Raw genomic sequence first — 16,777 nt, 5'->3', positions numbered from 1 at the left:
CCCGCCTCGGCGACGGCCGCCGTGGCCCGCAGCGTGCCCGCGGCGACCGCCGGCAGCCACCGGTCCACCGCCGCGTCCTCGGTCCCCGCCGCCAGCAGCCCGGCGGCGAGGACCGCGTGCGAGAAGAAGGGACCACAGGCCAGGGCGGCCCCCAACTCCTCGACGGCGATGCCGAGCTCGACGTCCGTGGCGCCCGCCCCGCCGTGTGCCGCGGGCACGGTCAGGCCGAGGAGCCCCAGGCCACCGATCCGCGCCCACAGCTCGGGATCGACCGCCGCCGGGCGCTCGATCGTGGCCCGGACCCCTGCCGAACCGGCACGGTCCTCCCAGAGCTCGCGCACCGCGGCGCGTAGCGCGGCCCGATCCTCGTCGTCCACCCGGTCGGCCGGGTCCACCTGCTGGTCGCGCACTCGTCCTCCGCGATCGGGTCCCGGAGGGACGGCCTCGCTGACAGCGGCCGACATTACGTAGACGTATTTGTCACCGTCAAGGTCGTCGGCGCGGCACTGGAAGGGTTGACATCGAGGCATTGAGGGCCACTAATAGGGCGGCAGTTCGCCGCCTCGCGCGGCCTGAATCGGGAGGACACCGTTGTCCCACGTCAGATGGTCAAGGTCCCTCGCCGTCCTCGGCCTCGCGGCCGTCCTCACGTTGTCCGCGTGCTCCTCGGGCGGCCCCGCGCAGCCTGCGGTGGGCCCGGTGGACACCGAAGCCACCCTGCGCATCCTCTACGCGGGTCCGACCCAGTCGCTGGACCCGATCAAGCAGAACCTGACCAGCTCCCAGCCCGCCACCTTCCTGCTGTACGACCGGCTCACCCGGCTCGCGAACGACTTCACGGTGAAGCCGATGCTGGCGACGTCGTGGGAGTTCACTCCCGACGGCAGCACTCTGACACTGAAGCTGCGGACCGACGTGAAGTTCCACGACGGCACCCCGGTCGACGCCGCGGCGGTCAAGGCGAACATCGAGCGGGGGAAGTCCACCCCGGGCAGCACGGTGGCCACCCAACTCAGTGACGTGGCCGCGGTCGAGGTCCTCGATCCGGCGACCGTCCGGCTGGTCCTCAAGCCCGGCGCGGGCGCCGCGCTGCCGGCGGTGTTCGCGTCGAACGCGGGCGAGATCGTGAGCCCCAAGGCGATCGCCGACGGCCGCGATCTCGGTCAGGCGCCGGGGGACGCAGGCTCCGGCCCCTACGTCGTGTCGACGTTCAAGCCCAGCGACACCGTGAGCTTCGAGCGTGCCCCCAGTACGTACTGGGACACCGAGGCGGGTAGTCCCAAGAAGGTCGACATCACCTTCACCCAGGCGGCGGCGACGCGACTGAACGCCGTGCGTGCCGGCAACGCCGACGTCGCCCAGATCAACGGACCCGACGTCGCGACGGCGGACCAGCTCGCCCAGAGTGGCGCGTTCAAGGTCAGCAAGGTGTCGGTGCTGACCCAGCAGGCCCTCTACCTGCGCGGCACCGACCCGCTGTTCGCCGACGTGCGCGTCCGGCAGGCCATCAGTCACGGCATCGACCGGGACGCGATCGCGAACCAGCTCCTGCAGGGCAACTGCACCCCACTCGTGCAGCCCTACCCTCCCGGCCACTGGGCGCACGTCGACGGGCTCGAGAACACGGCATTCGATCCGGATCGTGCCAAGCAGCTGGTGGCCGAGATCGGCACGCCGATCACGTTTCCGCTGACCTACCCGGCCGGATCGTCGTTCGAGCCGGTGGCACAGGTCCTCCAGAGCCAGCTCGCCGCCGTCGGGATCACGGCGACGCTGACCCCGCTGCCGCCCTCCGATGCGGACGCCGCCTACCGGGAGGGACGCACCACCGCCTACGTGGGCTCGCTCGCCGCGGTCGCCGACCCGAGCCAGTTGATCCGCACCACCTACCTGGGCGGCTACAACGCGGGTGACGCCGTCCGCGACCAGATCACGCCGCTCACGCAGCAGGCCGAGAACCCGACGTTGACCCAGCAGCAGCGCGGGGCCCTGTACGGGCAGGTCTGGACCACGCTGGCGGACCAGGCCGCGCTGGTGAACATCTGCGCCACCAAGCAGGACTGGGCGTACCGCAACCCGATCACGAACGTCGACGACATGACGTGGACCTGGGCCGGTCTGTTCGACGCCCGCTACGTCGCCGTGACGAACGCCGGCTGACCCCGGGAGGCCACCGTGCTCACGCTCGTCGGACGACGGATCGCGATCACCGTCCCACTCGTGGTGATCGTGTCGTTCCTGGTCTTCCTGATGATCGACTTCGTTCCGGGCGACCCGGCCCTGCGCCTGGCCGGGGACGACCCCACGCCCGACCGGGTGGAGGCGATCCGGGAGCAGCTGCACCTCTCCGATCCGCTGGTCACCCGGTATCTGGACTGGCTCGGCGGGCTGATCACAGGCGACTTCGGCCGGTCCTTCACCACCGAGCAGCCGGTCGGGGAGCTGCTGTGGGACCGGCTCGGGGTCACGGTGTCGCTCGTCGTCGTGTCCGTGGTGCTGATGGTCCTGCTCGGCATGGCCCTCGGGATCGCGGCCTCGGTGCGGCCGGGCGGGATCGCCGACCGGGCCGTCACCACCGTCTGCTCGGTGCTGGTGGCCGTGCCGTCCTTCTGGCTGGCGCTGCTGCTGGTGGTGTTCTTCGCGGTCGACCGGCCGATCTTCCCGGCGATCGGCTACTCGCCGATCGGCGACGGCGTGGACCTCTGGCTGTATCACCTGGTGCTGCCCGCCGTGGCCCTCGCCGCGACCCCGGCCGCGGAGCTGGCGCTGCAGCTGCGGGCCTCGCTGGCCGACGTGGTGCGGAGGGACTTCGTGATGGCCGCGTCGGCTCGCGGGATGCCGCGCACCCAGGTGATCGGCAAGCATGCGCTGAAGAACGCCGCGGTCCCCGCGGTGACGGTGCTCGGCTTCCGGCTGGCCGAGATGGTGGGCGGCGCAGTGGTGATCGAGACGGTCTTCACGCTACCGGGACTCGGCCCGCTGACCGTGGACAGCGTGTTGTCCGGTGACGTCCCGGTGCTGCTCGGAGTGGTGGTGCTCAGCGTCGTATGGGTCGCGCTGTTCAACCTGCTGACCGACCTGTCCTACCTGTACCTGAACCCGAAGGTGCGCACATGACCGAGGTCCTTGCCCGCCCCGACGGTTCCGCCGCCGAGCCGGCCGCGCCGCGCACGACGATCCTGCGCCGCTTCCTGCGGGACCGGATCGCTGTCGTCGCCGTGGCCTACCTCGTTGCGCTGGTGGTCGTCGCGGGGCTGGCCCCGCTGCTCGCCCCCGCGGACCCGCTCGCCCAGGACCTGGGCAGCAGGCTGACCCCGCCCGGACCCGGGCACCCGCTGGGCGCCGACGAGCTCGGCCGCGACCAGCTCAGCAGGCTGCTGTACGGGGCGCGGGTGTCGCTGCTGGCGGCGCTGCAGGCGGTCGCGATCGGGGCGGTGGTCGGGGTGCCGCTCGGCGTGCTCGCCGGGTTCTCCGGCCGCACGCTCGACGCCTGGCTGGGCCGGCTCATGGACGTCCTGATGAGCGTGCCGGGCATCATCCTGGCCCTCACCGTGGTCGCGGTCCTCGGCCGAGACATCACGACGGCCATGATCGCGGTCGGGATCATCCTGGTGCCACGCTTCCACCGCGTTGCCCGCGCCGCGACGACCGACCTGCGCCACGAGACGTTCATCGAGGCGAGCCGCACGATCGGCTGCAGCCGCGCGCGCATCCTGGGTACGCACGTCCTGCCGAACATCCTGCCGGTCCTCGTCGTCCAGCTGTCGATCATGTTGGGGGTGGCGGTGACGGCAGAGGCGAGCCTGAGCTTCCTCGGGATGGGCGTCCGGCCCCCCGCGGCCAGCTGGGGGTCGATGCTCAACTCCGCCTTCGCCAACGTGGTCGTCGCGCCCTACCTCGTCTACGCGCCGGGGCTGGCGATCACCCTCACCGTGCTGGCGTTCAGCCTTGCCGGCGACGGCCTGCGAAAGGCCGTCGGCAGGCGTGGCGCGGCCGATCGGAGCCTGTAGATGACCCAACCATCGCCCACCCCGACCCTGCCCGCCGCCGACATGACCGGGACACCGTTGTTCGCCGTCCAGGGGCTCGGCGTGGAGTTCGGGCCCGCCCGCTCACCGGTCCGGGTCGTCGACGACGTCTCGTTCACGGTGGGACACAACGAGACCGTCGGTCTCGTCGGGGAGTCCGGCTCCGGGAAGACCGTGAGCTGCCTCGCCGCCCTGGGCCTGATCGCCGACCAAGGCGGCAGGCGGGTGTCGGGCTCCGTACACCTCGACGGGACGGACCTCACCGCGCTCTCGGACCGGGCGCTGCGCAAGGTGCGCGGCGACCGCATCGGAATGATCTTTCAGCAGCCGATGCGCAGCCTGGATCCGGCCTTCACCGTGGGCGACCACCTCGTGGAGACGTTGCGCAGGCACCGCGGGATGGACCGGCGCAGCGCGTGGAAACGGGCCGTGGAGCTGCTGGATCGCGTGCACATCGCCGACGCGGCGAAGCGGGCTCAGGACTACCCCCACCAGTTCAGCGGCGGGATGTGCCAGCGGGTGATGATCGCCGTCGCGCTGGCCTGCGATCCCGAGCTGCTGATCGCGGACGAGCCCACCACGGCGTTGGACGTCACCGTGCAGGCCAGGATCCTGGCCCTGCTGCGGGAGATCCGCGAGGAGTCGGGGATCTCCGTGGTGTTGATCAGTCACGACCTGGGCGTGATCGCCGAGGTGTGCGAGCGAGTGGTGGTGATGTACGCCGGGCAGGTCGTGGAGCGGGCGGCGGTCGACGACCTGTTCCTCGGGCCACGTCATCCGTACACCGCGGGGCTCCTCGCCTCGATCCCGCAGGTCGGTCGAGGAAGGCGGCTGGAGGCGATCCCGGGACGGGTGCCACCACCGGAGGCGATGCCTGCGGGCTGCCGGTTCCACCCGCGCTGCGCCCACTTTGCGACACCGCGCTGCGACGGTCCCCCGGACCTGGTGCGGGTCGGCTGCTCCGAGGCCCGGTGTCACCGGGCGACCGAGCTGACCCTCGAGGGGGTGCGCGGCCGATGAGCGAGTCCCTGCTCGAGGTCACCGGGTTGACGAAGCGCTTCGTGCGCAAGCGGAACGCATGGGGGCGGGCCGTCGCGCACCACGACGCCGTCCGCGACGTGTCGTTCACCGTCGGTCGCGGTGAGACCCTCGCCGTCGTGGGAGAGTCCGGCGCCGGCAAGTCCACGGTCGGGCGCCTGGTCCTGCGGCTCGTCGAGCCCGACGCGGGCCGGATCGTCTTCGACGGCGAGGACGTCTCGACCCTGGGCAGGTCCGCCCTCACGGCGTTCCGCAGGCGCGCCCAGATGATCTTCCAGGACCCGCACTCGTCGCTCGACCCGCGGATCGAGGTGGGGGTGTCGGTCGGGGAGCCGCTGCTGGTGCACTTCGGCACGCCCCGCGCCGAGCGCGAGAAGCGAGCCGCGGAGTTGCTCGACCGGGTCGGCCTGCCGCGGTCGGTGGCTCACCGGCACCCGGGCGAGCTCTCCGGGGGGCAGCTGCAGCGGGTGGCGATCGCCCGGGCGCTCTCCCTGCAGCCCGCCCTGATCGTCTGTGACGAGCCGGTGGCCGCCCTCGACGTCTCCGTGCGGGCGCAGGTTCTCAACCTGATGCACGAACTGCAGCGCGATCTCGGCCTGTCCTACCTGTTCGTGTCACACGACCTCGCCCTGGTCGAGGTGATCGCGGACCGGGTCGCGGTGATGCGGCAGGGCGAGATCGTGGAATGCGCGCCCGCCGAGCAGCTCTACCGGGAGCCCCGCCACGACTACACCCGCGAGCTGCTCTCGGCGATCCCGGTCCCCCTGCCCCCGTCGCTGCGCGCGAGCTGAGGACTCAGGGCGGTGGCCACGGCGAGTCGGCCGGGGTCCCGAGATCCGGGAACCCGGCGTCGACCGGGTGCGCGAGGTCCGCGAGGTCCCAGGGCCCGGCCGAGCGGATCGTGGGGCCGTACCGGGGTGCCCGAGCAGGCTGACCTGGTGCCCGACGACGCCGAACGCCTGCCCGGTGATCCCCGCCGCCACGTCGCGCAGCAGGTGCACGACGAACGGTGCGACGTTCGCAGGATCGCGCCACGTGCCGGCGGCTCGGTCGCTGCGGGTGGACATGCCGGTCTCGTCGACCCGGCCCGGGTACAGCTCGTCCCAGACCTTGTCGGTCATCCGGGTCGCCGCGCCGGTCAGCACGCAGTTCACCGTGATCCCGTCGTCGGCGCCCTCGGCCGTGGCGATGTCGGCGGACCGGGCGACGGCGGAGTCGCCGCGGGCGGTCGGCGCGGCCACCAGGTCGTCGGCCGGGCTGGCGGCGGCCCCGGGCACGGGCAGGTCGGCGGCCACGACTGCCGCGCCCTCGGCGCCGACCCGGTCGGCGATCGCCCGGCCGATGCCCCGACCCGCTCCGGTGACCAGCACGACCTTCCCGGCGAGCGCCTTCTCCGGCCCGATCACACCGCGACCGGGCCCGTGGGGCGCCGGCCGCCTTCCTCGGCGTCCTGGGCGAGGGCGGCGCCGCGGCCGAACCGGCCCGGCACCAGGAACACCGCGACCAGGGAGATCACCGACACCACCAGCAGGTAGCCGACGATGGACAGGCTCGTCCCGGTGGCGGCGAAGAGCGCCGCCGCGATCGACGGGGCGAACGCCGACGCCGTCAGCTGGGCGAGAGTGTAGGAGATCGACGTGCCGGTGTACCGGATGTCGGTGTCGAACAGGACGGTGAACAGGGTGCCGGTGACCCCGGCCATGGGCGCGAGGGCCAGGGTGATGATCAGGACGATCGCGAGCGCGAAGAGCGCGGGCCGCCCGGCGTTCACCAGGGCGAAGGCGGGCCAGGCCAGCGCGGCGGTCGCGACGACCCCCGAGAGGTACGCCGCCTTGCGGCCGATCCGGTCGGACAGCATGCCGCCCAGCAGGTACGTGCCGATCGAGAGGACGGAGGCGATCGTGGTGCCCGTGAGCACCGCCGGACGCGCGATCCCGACCTGAGTGGTCGCATAGGAGACCACGTAGACCAGGAAGATGTAGGTGAAGGTGCCCTGGCTCAGGTAGAGGAACACGCCGAGCAGGATTCGCCGCCACTGCCGCCGGAAGGCCTCGACGACCGGCACCCGGACCACGGCGCGCGCCGTCTTGAGCCGGACGAACGCCGGGCTCTCGGCGATGCGCAGCCGGATGACGATGCCGATCAGGACCAGCACCGCGCTGGCCAGGAACGGGATCCGCCAGCCCCACGAGAGGAACTGGTCCTCGGGTAGCTGCGCGGCCAGCAGCATCGCGCCCGACGCCAGCGCGGAGCCGCCACCGCCCCCGGCGATGGGGAAGGCGCCGTAGAGCCCGCGCCGCCCCGGGGGCGCGTGCTCGACGGCCATCAACGCCGCGCCACCCCACTCGCCGCCGACGGCCGCGCCCTGCACCAGGCGCAGTACCACGAGCAGCAGCGGCGCGAGGACACCGATCTGGGCGTACCCGGGCAGCGCGCCCATGAGCACGCTCGCGCCCCCCATCAGCATGATCGACAGGGCGAGCATCCGCCTGCGGCCGAGGCGGTCGCCGAAATGCCCGAACACGAGCGCCCCGACCGGCCGCGCCACGAACCCGACGCCGAAGGTCGCGAACGACAGCAGCAGACCGGTCGAGGTCGAGGCCTCCGGGAAGAAGACGGTGGGGAAGACGAGCGCCGCGGCGCTCGCGTACAGCGCGAAGTCGTAGAACTCCACCATCGTGCCGATAAACGTGGCGGCGGCGAGCCTGCGGGGCGAGGTCCCGGGCGCGGTCGAGCCGTGGGCGCTCATCACGCCTCGGCCGGGATCTCGTCCGGGCGGTTCCGTTCGTACCGCCCGCTGACGTCCACTTCGGCGACGACAAACCCGTTGGGCAGCAACGAGTCTGCCAGCGGACCGGCGAACGCGGCGGCCACCGCGGCGACCGATCCGCCCGCGCCCGGCACCCCGGGGACCCGGATCATCGGGTGGGTGAGCAGCGAGATCTCCTCGTGGTCGATCCGCACGACCTGCCCGTGCACGGCCGCGGCGGCGTCGGACAGCAGGTAGGCGACGGCCGGGGCGTTGCACTCCGGCGCGGGCATCATGGCCCGGAACCGGTCCCGTTCCTCGCCGGCCAACCCGCGGTAGTCCAGATTCACCTCGCTCATCCGGGTCGCCGCGAGCGGGGACACCGCGTTCACCCGGACCCCGGTGCCCTCCAGCTCCAGCGCCCACGTGTAGGTGAGGCTGGCGACGGCGCCCTTGCTCGCGCCGTAGACCGACATCGCCGCCATGCCGGCATGGGCGCCCGAGGTGACGTTGACGATCGAGCCGCGGCCCGCCGTCAGCATCGCGCGCATCGCGTGGATGCCGCAGTGCGCCGTGCCCAGCACGTTGACGTCGAGGATCCGGCGCAGCAGCTCGGGGCCGACCTCGGGGGCGGGGCACATGTCGAACTCGCCCGCGTTGTTGACCAGGCCGTCGATCGCGCCGAACTCGTCGACGCACCGGGCGACGAGGCCCTGGGCGAGATCCCAGTCGACGATGTCGGCCGGGTGCGCGACCGCGCGTCCGCCCGCGACGCCGATCTCGGCCGCCACCTCCTCGGCCACCTCGGCGTCGCGGTCGTTGACCACGACCGCCGCGCCCTCGGCCGCACAGCGCAGGGCGTACTGTCGCCCGATCCCGCGCCCGCCACCGGTGACCACCACGGCCTTGCCCGCGAGCGCTCCGCCCGCCCGTCCCGCCACGGCACCGTCGCCCGTCACGTCGTGTCCTCTCGTGCGAAGGAGGGAGCGCTCAGGGGGTCGGGGGACGCGGCCCGGCGCGTGGCACCGAGCAGTTCCTGGGCCCAGCGCTCCAACTGCACCACCGGCACCTCGCCGGGGATGTCGAACAGGGTGATGGCCAGCTCCACCGGCCCGCCCCGCAGCACCGGGGCGCTCATGAACCGCACCCGCCGGTCCTCCGGCCAGCTCGTGTCGGTGGGGCTGTAGCCGTTGGACCGCAACAGGTCCGCGAGCTCGAGTGCCAGGTCGACCCGCTGCTCGGGGTCGCCGCAGCGGAGGATCCGCCGGATCTGGCTGTGGACCTCCTCCTCGCCCGCGTGTTCCAGGCCGAGCACGAACCCGCGCCGGCGCGCGGAGTCCAGCGCCTGCCGGGCGTAGGCCGCCGACTGCGGCGCCCCGAGCCCGGCGAGCCAGGCCTCGGTCTCGGCCGGGTCGTCCCAGGCCTTGAACACCAGGCCCATCGGCGGGACCAGGCACTGCCGGGTGCCGATCTGGGCGACGGCGGCGTCGCCGACCCCGGCGATCACCACCAGCTCCTCGCCCAGCAGCGCGGCCACCAGGACGGACGCCCCGAGCGTCTCGTGCAGCCGGTGCATCTCCCGGACCGCGGCCCCGGCGGCGCCGATCCGGCCGACGGCGGCCAGCCCGAGCTCGACCGCCCCGGACCCGAGCCCCCAGGTCCGGGTCCGGTCGTCCCGCACCACGAACCCGGAGGCGGCGAGCGCGGCGAGGATGGAGTGGCAGGTGCCCTTGTGGATCTGCAGGGTGCCCGCGATGTCGGTGAGGCTGCGCGGCAGGTCCGGCTTCTCGGCCAGGAGCCCGAGGATGCGGCTCGCGCGCTCGACGGCGGGGACGGGCGTGGCCACGGGTCAGCCCGCCGGGACGGCCACGGGGGCCGGCCGCAGGTACGGCGTGGCGAGCGCGGCGGTCCGGGCCAGCGCCTCCGTCGCGGCCGGGAACCGCTCGGGCAGGGTGAGGAACCCATGCAGCTGGCCCGGCACGTGCACCACCGTCGCCGGGACGCCTGCCGCGACCAGCATGTCGGTGTAGTTCAGGGCCTCGTCGCGCAGCGGGTCCAGTTCGGGCAGCACGACGACTGCCGGCGGCAGCCCGGTCGGGTCGGCCAGCACCGGGGCGCTGTAGGGCCCCGGTGCGGCCGCGCCCAGGTAGCAGCGCCAGAACCAGGCCATCTGTGCGCGTTCGAGGAAGTGCCCGGTGCCGTACCGATCGAAGGACGGGGTGGCGAGGCTCGCGTCGAGCACTGGGTAGAGCAGCAGCTGGACGGTCGTGGCGGGACCGCCGCGGTCCCGGGCCAGCAGGGCGAGACCCGCGGCCAGGTTGCCCCCGGAGCTGCTGCCCGCGATCCCGATCCTGGCCGGGTCGATCCCCAGCTCGGCGGTGTGCGCCGCGACCCAGCTCAGGGCCGTGTAGCAGTCCTCGAGCGGCACGGGGTAGGGATGCTCGGGGGCCAACCGGTAGTCCACGCTGACGACGGCGGCACCGGTGTCGCGGGCCAGCAGCCTGCACGTGTGGTCGTGCATCTCGAGGTCGCCGAGCACCCAGCCGCCGCCGTGCAGGTAGAGCAGCGCGCCGGTGGGGGAGCCCGGGTCGTGGCGGTAGAGCCGCACCGGCGGCCCGTCGGGGCCCGCGGTGGTGTCCTCCACACGCGGCACGGGCACGATGGGCGCCGGGCGGGGGCGCGGCGCGCGGGCCGCGGCGAGGAACGCCAGCCCCGCCTCGCCGTCGAGCGCGGTGTAGTCGGGTGGCGGGGGCTGCTCGGCCAGGAAGGCGGCGGCCTCGGGACTGATCGGCACGGTCATCGCCTCCCGTCGAGCATGAAGCCGCGGTAACCGGCCTCGGCGATGGCGGTCGCTTGCTCGATGTAGGTGTCCAGTCCGCCGATGTAGGGCATGAACACCCGTGAGCCGTCCTCGTTGACGTGGGCCATGTAGTTGCGGACCTGCCTGCGCAGCAACCGGTCTGCCGCGGCGGCGACGACACCGCCCCACTCGTCCTCGGCCTCCCGGGTGGGCTCGATGGTGCGGTGCCCGTGGGCGTCGAGGTACCCGATGCAGTCCGCCACCCAGTCCACGTGCACCTCGTTCATCAGCGTCATGTTGGCGAGCACGGACGGGCTGCCCGCCCCGGTCAGGGTGAAGAGGTTGGGGAACCCGTGGGTCATCAGGCCGAGCACGGTGCGCGGGCCCCGGTCCCAGGCGTCCGTCGGTGCGGCGCCCGCGCCGTTACGGATGCCCGCGCCGTCGATCGCGCCGCGGAACGCGTGGAACCCGAGCGCGAAGACCACGAGGTCCACGTCGTGGTGGCCGGTCCGGGTCCGCACCCCGGTCCGGGTGAGCGACTCGATCGGCTCGTCCCGCGCGTCGACCAATGTGACATTGTCCTGGCCGTAGACCTCGTAGTAGCCGGTGTCGACGCAGAGCCGCCGGGTGCCGATCGGGTGGTCGTAGGGGACCAACTTCTCGGCCAGCGCGGGGTTCCCGACGCGCTCGCGGATGCGGTCCTTGACGAAGTCGGCGACCACTGCGTTCGCCGCGGCGTCGACACCCTGGTCGGGGAACACGGCGTTGAACGCGTGGCCGCCGGACTCCCAGGCCCGTTCCAGCTGCGCCCGCCTGCCCGCCGCGTCGAGCGCGGTGGTGGGCAGCTCGCCGCGCGGGATGTGTTGCCCGCCGCGGGTCTCCAGCAGTTCGCGCCGCACCTTCGGCACGTCCGCCGCGATCTCCGACCAGCGCTTCTCGTCGAGGGGGCCGTTGTGGGCGGGGACCGAGTAGTTCGGCGTCCGTTGGAACACGACGACGTGCTCGGCGGTCTTCGCGATCTCGGTGACCGTCTGAACCCCGGACGAACCGGTGCCGATCACCGCGATCCGCCTGCCCGCCACGTCGATCCCGCCCTCGGGCCAGTGCGAGGTCTGCACCCACTCGCCCGCGTACTCACCGAGCCCGGGGAACGCGGGCTCCCTGGCGGCGGAGAGGTTGCCCGTCGCCATCACCAGGAAGCGCGCTCCGAACCGCTCGCCGGTGCCGGCGGTGATCTCATACCGGTCCCCGGTCCACCGGGCGCCGGTCACCGCGGTGTTCAGCCGCAGGTGCGGGCGCAGCGCGAAGCGGTCCGCGACGTGCTCGAGGTAGCGCCGCAGCTCCGGCTGGGCGGCGTAGCGTTCGGTCCACCGCCAGTCGCGGTAGAGCTCCGGGGAGAACCAGTAGCAGTAGTCGATGCTCTCCACGTCGACCCGCGCGCCGGGGTACGCGTTGTGATACCAGACCCCGCCGACGCCCCCACCGGCCTCCAGGCACAGCACGCGCAGACCACGCTCACGGAGCCGGTGGACCGCGTACAGGCCTCCGACGCCGGCCCCCACGACGATCACGTCGTACCGGGGATCGTCCACGGGACTCGACGGCACGGTTCCTCCTCGAACGCGGCATGAAATGTTCGGTCGACAGAACTGCGACCGGAATGTGATCGAGCGTAAGGAGCGAGTTTCCGTACTGTCAATGCCGGCGCCGGTGCGCCGCCTTGCCGGAAGCTCGCTCGGCTTGCTCCGACAAAGTTGACTCATTGACAACCTGTGTTGCCGATCACTAGCGTCGAGGACGCATTCCACAGTGGTTCTGTCCACCGAACAGGGCGTATTCCATGGAACTCACGGGCAGAGTCGCCGTCGTGACCGGAGGAGCCTCCGGGATCGGGGCGGCGGTCGTCGCGCAGCTCACGAAGGCCGGGGTCACGGCCGTCTCGTGGGACGTCGGCGGCGAGCCGGACGTCCCGTGCGACGTCGCGGACCCCGCGGCGGTCGCGGTCGCACTGAACGCCACGGTCGAGCGGGCGGGCGTCCCTTCGATCCTGGTCGCCGCGGCCGGGGTGCCCAGCCGTGCGACGGTGCTCGAGGAGACGCCCGAGGGCTGGGACCGCACCTTCGCGGTGAACGCCCGCGGGGTCTTCCTGTGTGTGCGGGCCCTCGCCGCGGAGCTGGTCCGCACGGGTGGTGACGGGTCGTTCGTGGCCGTGTCCAGCGTGAACGGCGGCATCGCGGATCCCGGCGTCGCGGCCTACTCGGCGTCGAAGGCCGCGGTGGACCACCTGGTCCGGGTCACCGCGACCGAGCTCGGCCCGCACGGGATCCGGGTCAACTCGATCGCCCCCGGGCCGACCGAGACGCCGATGCTGGCGCCTGCGCTCGACACGCCCGGCTACCTCGACGACGTCAACCGCGCCACCCCGCTCGGCCGGATCGGCACGCCCGACCTGGTCGCCGACACCGTGCTGCACGTGCTGGCCGCCGACTGGATGACCGGCGTGGTCGTCCGGGCCGACGGCGGCTCTGCCCTGATGACGGCACGCGGCCTGTCCCGCTTCACCGCCACCCGCCGCATCTGACCGATCACCGAACCCGCTCGCCGACCCACGAGGAGTGCCTGATGCGACTGTCGCTGTTCTACGAGCTCACCACGCCCCGACCCTGGGACGAGGGCTCGAACCAGCGCAAGATCGCCGAGACGTTGGACCAGATCGAGTTCGCCGACCAGTTCGGGTTCCATGCCGTGTGGTTCGTCGAGCACCACTTCCTCGAGGAGTACGCGCACTCCAGCGCGCCGGAGATCCTGCTCTCAGGAGTGAGCCAGCGGACCCGGAACATCCGGCTGGGCCACGGCATCGTGAACCTGCTGCCGCCGATCAACCACCCGCTGCGCGTCGCGGAGCGGATCGGCACCCTGGACGCCATGTCCGGCGGCCGGGTGGAGTTCGGCAGCGGCGAAGGATCGTCGGTGGCCGAGCTCGGCGCCTACGGGATCGACCCGGGCATCAAGAAGCGGATGTGGGAGGAGTCGCTGCAGGTCGCGGTCGAGGCCATGGCCCAGACCCCGTTCCCGGGGATCGCCGGGGAGTTCCTGACGATCCCGCCGCGCAACGTGGTCCCGAAGCCGCTGCAGCGCCCGCACCCGCCGTTGTGGATGGCCGCGACCCGCCGCGAGCGGATCCGGGAGGCGGCGATCAAGGGCTTGGGCGCCCTCGCCTTCGCCTTCGTCGACCCCGACGCGTCGAAGGCGTGGGTCGACGAGTACTACAACTACTTCGAGTCCGAGTGCGTGCCGGTCGGGTACCACGCGAACCCGAACATCGCGATGACGTCCTGGACGTTGTGTGCCGAGAACCGCGCCGAGGCGGCCCGCCGGGTGGGGGAGCAGGTGGCGTTCTTCTTCTACGCCACCAAGCACTACTACACCCAGGGCACGCACCAGCCCGGCGTCACGGACCTGTGGGAGGAGTTCGAGCGCTCGGGGGAGGCGGAGGTGGCGCGGCAGCGGGCGCGCGCCGTCATCGAGGCGCCGGACGACGCGCCCCCGGGCACCGTCGGCACCAGCGAGGACGTGATCGAGTACCTGCGTCGCTACGAGGAGGCGGGCGTCGACGAGGTGCTGCTCGGCGTGCAGTCGGGGACCATCGCCCACGAGCACATCATGGAGACGATCGAGCGGCTGGGACGCGACGTCGTCCCGCAGTTCGTCGAGCGCGACGAGGTGCTGCAGCGCGAGAAGCAGCGCCGGATAGCCGGTGCCCTCGACGCGGCCGCGGCCCGCAGGCCCGCTCCGCCCTCGGCACCCGAGGACTACTCGCACGGCTCGATCCTGGAGGCGTGGGAGGACGGCCGAGCCGTGGGCGGGATGCGCGAGTCGCTGGAGATCCAGTGGCAGATCGAGGCCGGCGAGCGCGCGGACCTGCGCCCCGAGGACGCCCCCGGCCGGTCGGCATGAAGATCGGGTCCATCGAGATCACGAGCCTGGTCGACGGCGAGATCCGGGTCCCGCCCGCTGACACTTACGCCGACGTGGCGCCCGAGCGGTGGGCGGAGCACCCGGATCGTCTCGACGCGCAGGGGCACGTCGAGTTCACCACCGGCGGCTACCTGGTCAGGACCGGGGAGCACACCGTGCTGGTGGACCTGGGCGCGGGCTTCGACCCGCCCGTCCCCTTCACCGGTGGGACGCTGCTGGACCGGCTCGCCGAGGTGGGGACGGCGCCGGAGGACGTCGACCACGTCATCATCACGCACCTGCATTTCGACCACATCGGATGGGCCAGTCGGGACGGCAGGGTGGTCTTCCCTAACGCGGAGCACCACCTGCACCTGCGCGACTGGGAGTTCTTCGTCGACTCGGCCTACGTGCCGATGCCGATGGAGCGCGCGCAGGACCTGCCCGCGAACCGGTTGGCGCCGCTGAAGGACCATGTCACGCGCTTCACCGGCCGCGTCGACGTCGTGCCGGGGGTGCGGCTGCGGCCGGCGCCCGGGCACACACCGGGGACCACGATCGTCGAGCTCGAGTCCGGAGGGGAGCGCGGGCTGCTGCTCGGCGACGTCGCGCACAGCGCGGTGGAGTTGCTGCTCGACGGGTGGCCGGGGATCGCGGACGTCGACGCGGTCCAGGCCCGGCGCACGGCCGCGGAGGTCGCCGCCGAGCTGGTGGAGACCGGGGTGCCGTTCGCCCTGGCCCACGCGCCGGGGCTCACCTGGACCAGGCTGGTCGAGGAGCAGGGGAGGCGATCCCTGGTCGTCCTCGGCCGCTGACGGTGGTGACGGACCCGGCACCCTTGGGGGGCGGGGTGCCGGGCCCGTTCGCTCATGCGTTCGGCGTGCCGTACTGCTCGATCAGCTCCTGCGACAGCGGGAAGTTGAACAGCTTCTCCGCGTTCTTGTGCGCGATCAGGTCGACGGTCTCCTGCGCGACGCCCTCGAACACGACCTTGGCCGAGGCCTGGGTGCGCGGGAACGGGGTGTCGGCGTGCGGGTAGTCGGACTCGAAGAGGATGTTCTCCGCGTGGAACTCCTGCAGGGCCCACTGCAGGCCCTTCGGCTCCTCGATCATGCAGAACCACATGTTCTTCTGCGCGATCTCCGAGGGCAGGACTGGCGAGGACGCCTTGTGGGACCAGTAGGAGTGCTTCTTGTACTGGTCGTCCGCCCGCTCGAGCGCGGCCGGGATCCACCCGATGCCGCCCTCGGACCACACGAGCTTGATGTCCGGGAACTTCCGCGGGATGTCGCTCATCATCATGTTGATCGAGGCCCTGGCCGCCCGGGTGAACACCGCCGCGATCTCGGTGATCGGGTTCGTGATCCCGGACAGCGAGTTGTTCGACCCACCGGACCCGATGTGCATGCAGATCGGGGCGTCCGTGGCCTGCGCCGACGCCATCAGCGGGTGCCAGTACTCCTCGTGGTAGCTCGGCAGGCCCGCCAACTGTGGGTCCTCGATGAAGCAGATCGCTTTGCTGCCCTTGTTCATCATCCGCTCGTGCTCGGCGACGCAGAGGTCCACGTCCCACACGGGCAGGATGTGCATCGGCACGAACATCTCGGGCGCGGCGGCGCACCACTCGTCGAGCATGTAGTCGTTCCATGCCTGCACGGTGAGCAGCGCCGCGTCCTTGTCCTGGAAGTCCGCGACCTTGCGCCCGCCGAAGCCGAGCAGGGTCGGGAACGCGATGCTGGCGAAGATCCCGTTGGACAGCAGGTCCCGGCGCCGTTCTTCCGGCTGGTAGCAGCCGGGAATCATGTCCTCGAACCGCGCGGGCTCCATGCCCCACTCCTCGCGCGGCTTGCCCGCGACCGCGTTGAGCCCCATGGTCAGCTCGCGGTGGCCCTCCCACTCCCAGAGCTGACGGCCGTCCACCTCGACCACGTGTGGAACGACGTCCTTGTACTTCTCCGGGACCCGGTTCACCCAGACGTTGGCCGGTTCGATGATGTGGTCGTCGACACTGAAGAAGGTGTACATCGTCGGATCCTCTCTGCTGTCGGGCCGCGGGCACTCCGGGCCTTCCGGTCGGCCGGAGGCTCGCCGGGCGCGGTGAGACGTTCCCGCCCTCTGCCGCGTCGCGTGAACGCAGCGTCAGAGTATACTTATTCTGCGTCACGGCAAGGCGGAGAACGGTGCCCGCCCCGCAGGGCGGGCACC

15 protein-coding genes and 1 pseudogene are annotated in these 16,777 nt (G+C 72.2%); 8 read left to right on the top strand and 8 right to left on the bottom strand.

Features of this window, described 5'->3' with window-relative positions; all coding sequences use genetic code 11:
• Window positions 1-410, bottom strand: a 410-nt coding sequence (locus AB0B41_RS16810; protein WP_358203904.1) for an acyl-CoA dehydrogenase family protein, incomplete at its 3' end; no start/stop codon positions are given.
• A gap of 289 nt (window positions 411-699) precedes the next feature.
• Between AB0B41_RS16810 and AB0B41_RS16805 the strand changes: the two genes are divergently transcribed.
• The 5 genes and pseudogenes from AB0B41_RS16805 to AB0B41_RS16785 form a co-directional block, all read left to right on the top strand.
• The gene (locus tag AB0B41_RS16805; RefSeq protein ID WP_358203903.1) at window positions 700-2,160 is read left to right on the top strand and encodes an ABC transporter substrate-binding protein; all 1,461 of its coding nucleotides are present in this window, start codon (window positions 700-702) and stop codon (window positions 2,158-2,160) included.
• Window positions 2,161-2,175: 15 nt separating this feature from the next.
• On the top strand, window positions 2,176-3,117 hold the full coding sequence (locus tag AB0B41_RS16800) for an ABC transporter permease (RefSeq protein ID WP_358203899.1): 942 nt from the start codon (window positions 2,176-2,178) through the stop codon (window positions 3,115-3,117).
• Window positions 3,114-4,010: an ABC transporter permease gene (locus tag AB0B41_RS16795; RefSeq protein ID WP_358203897.1), complete on the top strand. Its 897-nt coding sequence runs from the start codon at window positions 3,114-3,116 to the stop codon at window positions 4,008-4,010. Before AB0B41_RS16800 ends, AB0B41_RS16795 begins: the two co-directional genes overlap by 4 nt.
• Window positions 4,011-5,048 carry an ABC transporter ATP-binding protein gene (locus tag AB0B41_RS16790; protein WP_358203894.1) on the top strand — a complete coding sequence of 346 codons (1,038 nt, stop codon included), beginning with the start codon at window positions 4,011-4,013 and terminating at the stop codon, window positions 5,046-5,048.
• Window positions 5,045-5,584, top strand: a pseudogene (locus AB0B41_RS16785) (ATP-binding cassette domain-containing protein); the annotation flags it as partial. The gene AB0B41_RS16790 and the pseudogene AB0B41_RS16785, both read left to right, overlap by 4 nt.
• Before the next feature lie 96 nt (window positions 5,585-5,680).
• On the opposite strand, the gene AB0B41_RS16780 reads toward AB0B41_RS16785, so the two are convergent.
• From AB0B41_RS16780 to AB0B41_RS16755, 6 genes are read right to left on the bottom strand one after another with little or no spacing between them, the layout of a single operon-like run.
• On the bottom strand, window positions 5,681-6,472 hold the full coding sequence (locus AB0B41_RS16780; RefSeq protein WP_358203892.1) for an SDR family NAD(P)-dependent oxidoreductase: 792 nt from the start codon (window positions 6,470-6,472) through the stop codon (window positions 5,681-5,683).
• Entirely contained in the window at window positions 6,469-7,815 is a 1,347-nt protein-coding gene (locus AB0B41_RS16775; RefSeq protein WP_358203889.1) for an MFS transporter, read from the bottom strand. Before AB0B41_RS16775 ends, AB0B41_RS16780 begins: the two co-directional genes overlap by 4 nt.
• Window positions 7,815-8,774 (bottom strand): SDR family oxidoreductase, encoded by a 960-nt coding sequence (locus tag AB0B41_RS16770; RefSeq protein WP_358203887.1) that lies wholly within the window; start codon window positions 8,772-8,774, stop codon window positions 7,815-7,817. Before AB0B41_RS16770 ends, AB0B41_RS16775 begins: the two co-directional genes overlap by 1 nt.
• The gene (locus AB0B41_RS16765; RefSeq protein WP_358203885.1) at window positions 8,771-9,661 is read right to left on the bottom strand and encodes a helix-turn-helix domain-containing protein; all 891 of its coding nucleotides are present in this window, start codon (window positions 9,659-9,661) and stop codon (window positions 8,771-8,773) included. The genes AB0B41_RS16770 and AB0B41_RS16765 overlap by 4 nt, the downstream gene beginning before the upstream one ends.
• 3 nt (window positions 9,662-9,664) lie before the next feature.
• Entirely contained in the window at window positions 9,665-10,615 is a 951-nt protein-coding gene (locus AB0B41_RS16760; RefSeq protein ID WP_358203882.1) for an alpha/beta hydrolase, read from the bottom strand.
• Entirely contained in the window at window positions 10,612-12,222 is a 1,611-nt protein-coding gene (locus AB0B41_RS16755; protein WP_358203880.1) for an NAD(P)/FAD-dependent oxidoreductase, read from the bottom strand. Before AB0B41_RS16755 ends, AB0B41_RS16760 begins: the two co-directional genes overlap by 4 nt.
• Window positions 12,223-12,482: 260 nt before the next feature.
• Here AB0B41_RS16755 and AB0B41_RS16750 point away from each other — a divergent pair, with 260 nt between their 5' ends.
• Genes AB0B41_RS16750 through AB0B41_RS16740 form a run of 3 tightly spaced genes read left to right on the top strand, consistent with a single transcriptional unit; the run spans window position 12,483 to window position 15,387 of the window.
• Window positions 12,483-13,196, top strand: a complete 714-nt coding sequence (locus tag AB0B41_RS16750; RefSeq protein ID WP_358203878.1) for an SDR family oxidoreductase — start codon at window positions 12,483-12,485, stop codon at window positions 13,194-13,196.
• 41 nt (window positions 13,197-13,237) lie between these two features.
• Window positions 13,238-14,572: an LLM class flavin-dependent oxidoreductase gene (locus AB0B41_RS16745; RefSeq protein ID WP_358203876.1), complete on the top strand. Its 1,335-nt coding sequence runs from the start codon at window positions 13,238-13,240 to the stop codon at window positions 14,570-14,572.
• Window positions 14,569-15,387: an MBL fold metallo-hydrolase gene (locus AB0B41_RS16740; protein WP_358203874.1), complete on the top strand. Its 819-nt coding sequence runs from the start codon at window positions 14,569-14,571 to the stop codon at window positions 15,385-15,387. The genes AB0B41_RS16745 and AB0B41_RS16740 overlap by 4 nt, the downstream gene beginning before the upstream one ends.
• Before the next feature lie 52 nt (window positions 15,388-15,439).
• On the opposite strand, the gene AB0B41_RS16735 is transcribed toward AB0B41_RS16740, so the two are convergent.
• On the bottom strand, window positions 15,440-16,597 hold the full coding sequence (locus tag AB0B41_RS16735; RefSeq protein ID WP_358203872.1) for an amidohydrolase family protein: 1,158 nt from the start codon (window positions 16,595-16,597) through the stop codon (window positions 15,440-15,442).
• Window positions 16,598-16,777: the final 180 nt, after the last annotated feature.

This window comes from Pseudonocardia sp. NPDC049154 (assembly GCF_040648315.1).
Lineage (GTDB): Bacteria > Actinomycetota > Actinomycetes > Mycobacteriales > Pseudonocardiaceae > Pseudonocardia.
This window is presented reverse-complemented; position numbering and strand designations above follow the sequence as displayed.

What these genes read in the sequence shown, in the direction of transcription:
- AB0B41_RS16775 (WP_358203889.1), bottom strand. Translation starts at nt 7,815, where the DNA reads ATGAGCGCCCACGGCTCGACCGCGCCCGGGACCTCGCCCCGCAGGCTC.
- AB0B41_RS16790 (WP_358203894.1), top strand. Translation starts at nt 4,011, where the DNA reads ATGACCCAACCATCGCCCACCCCGACCCTGCCCGCCGCCGACATGACC.
- AB0B41_RS16735 (WP_358203872.1), bottom strand. Translation starts at nt 16,597, where the DNA reads ATGTACACCTTCTTCAGTGTCGACGACCACATCATCGAACCGGCCAAC.
- AB0B41_RS16760 (WP_358203882.1), bottom strand. Translation starts at nt 10,615, where the DNA reads ATGACCGTGCCGATCAGTCCCGAGGCCGCCGCCTTCCTGGCCGAGCAG.
- AB0B41_RS16795 (WP_358203897.1), top strand. Translation starts at nt 3,114, where the DNA reads ATGACCGAGGTCCTTGCCCGCCCCGACGGTTCCGCCGCCGAGCCGGCC.
- AB0B41_RS16740 (WP_358203874.1), top strand. Translation starts at nt 14,569, where the DNA reads ATGAAGATCGGGTCCATCGAGATCACGAGCCTGGTCGACGGCGAGATC.
- AB0B41_RS16745 (WP_358203876.1), top strand. Translation starts at nt 13,238, where the DNA reads ATGCGACTGTCGCTGTTCTACGAGCTCACCACGCCCCGACCCTGGGAC.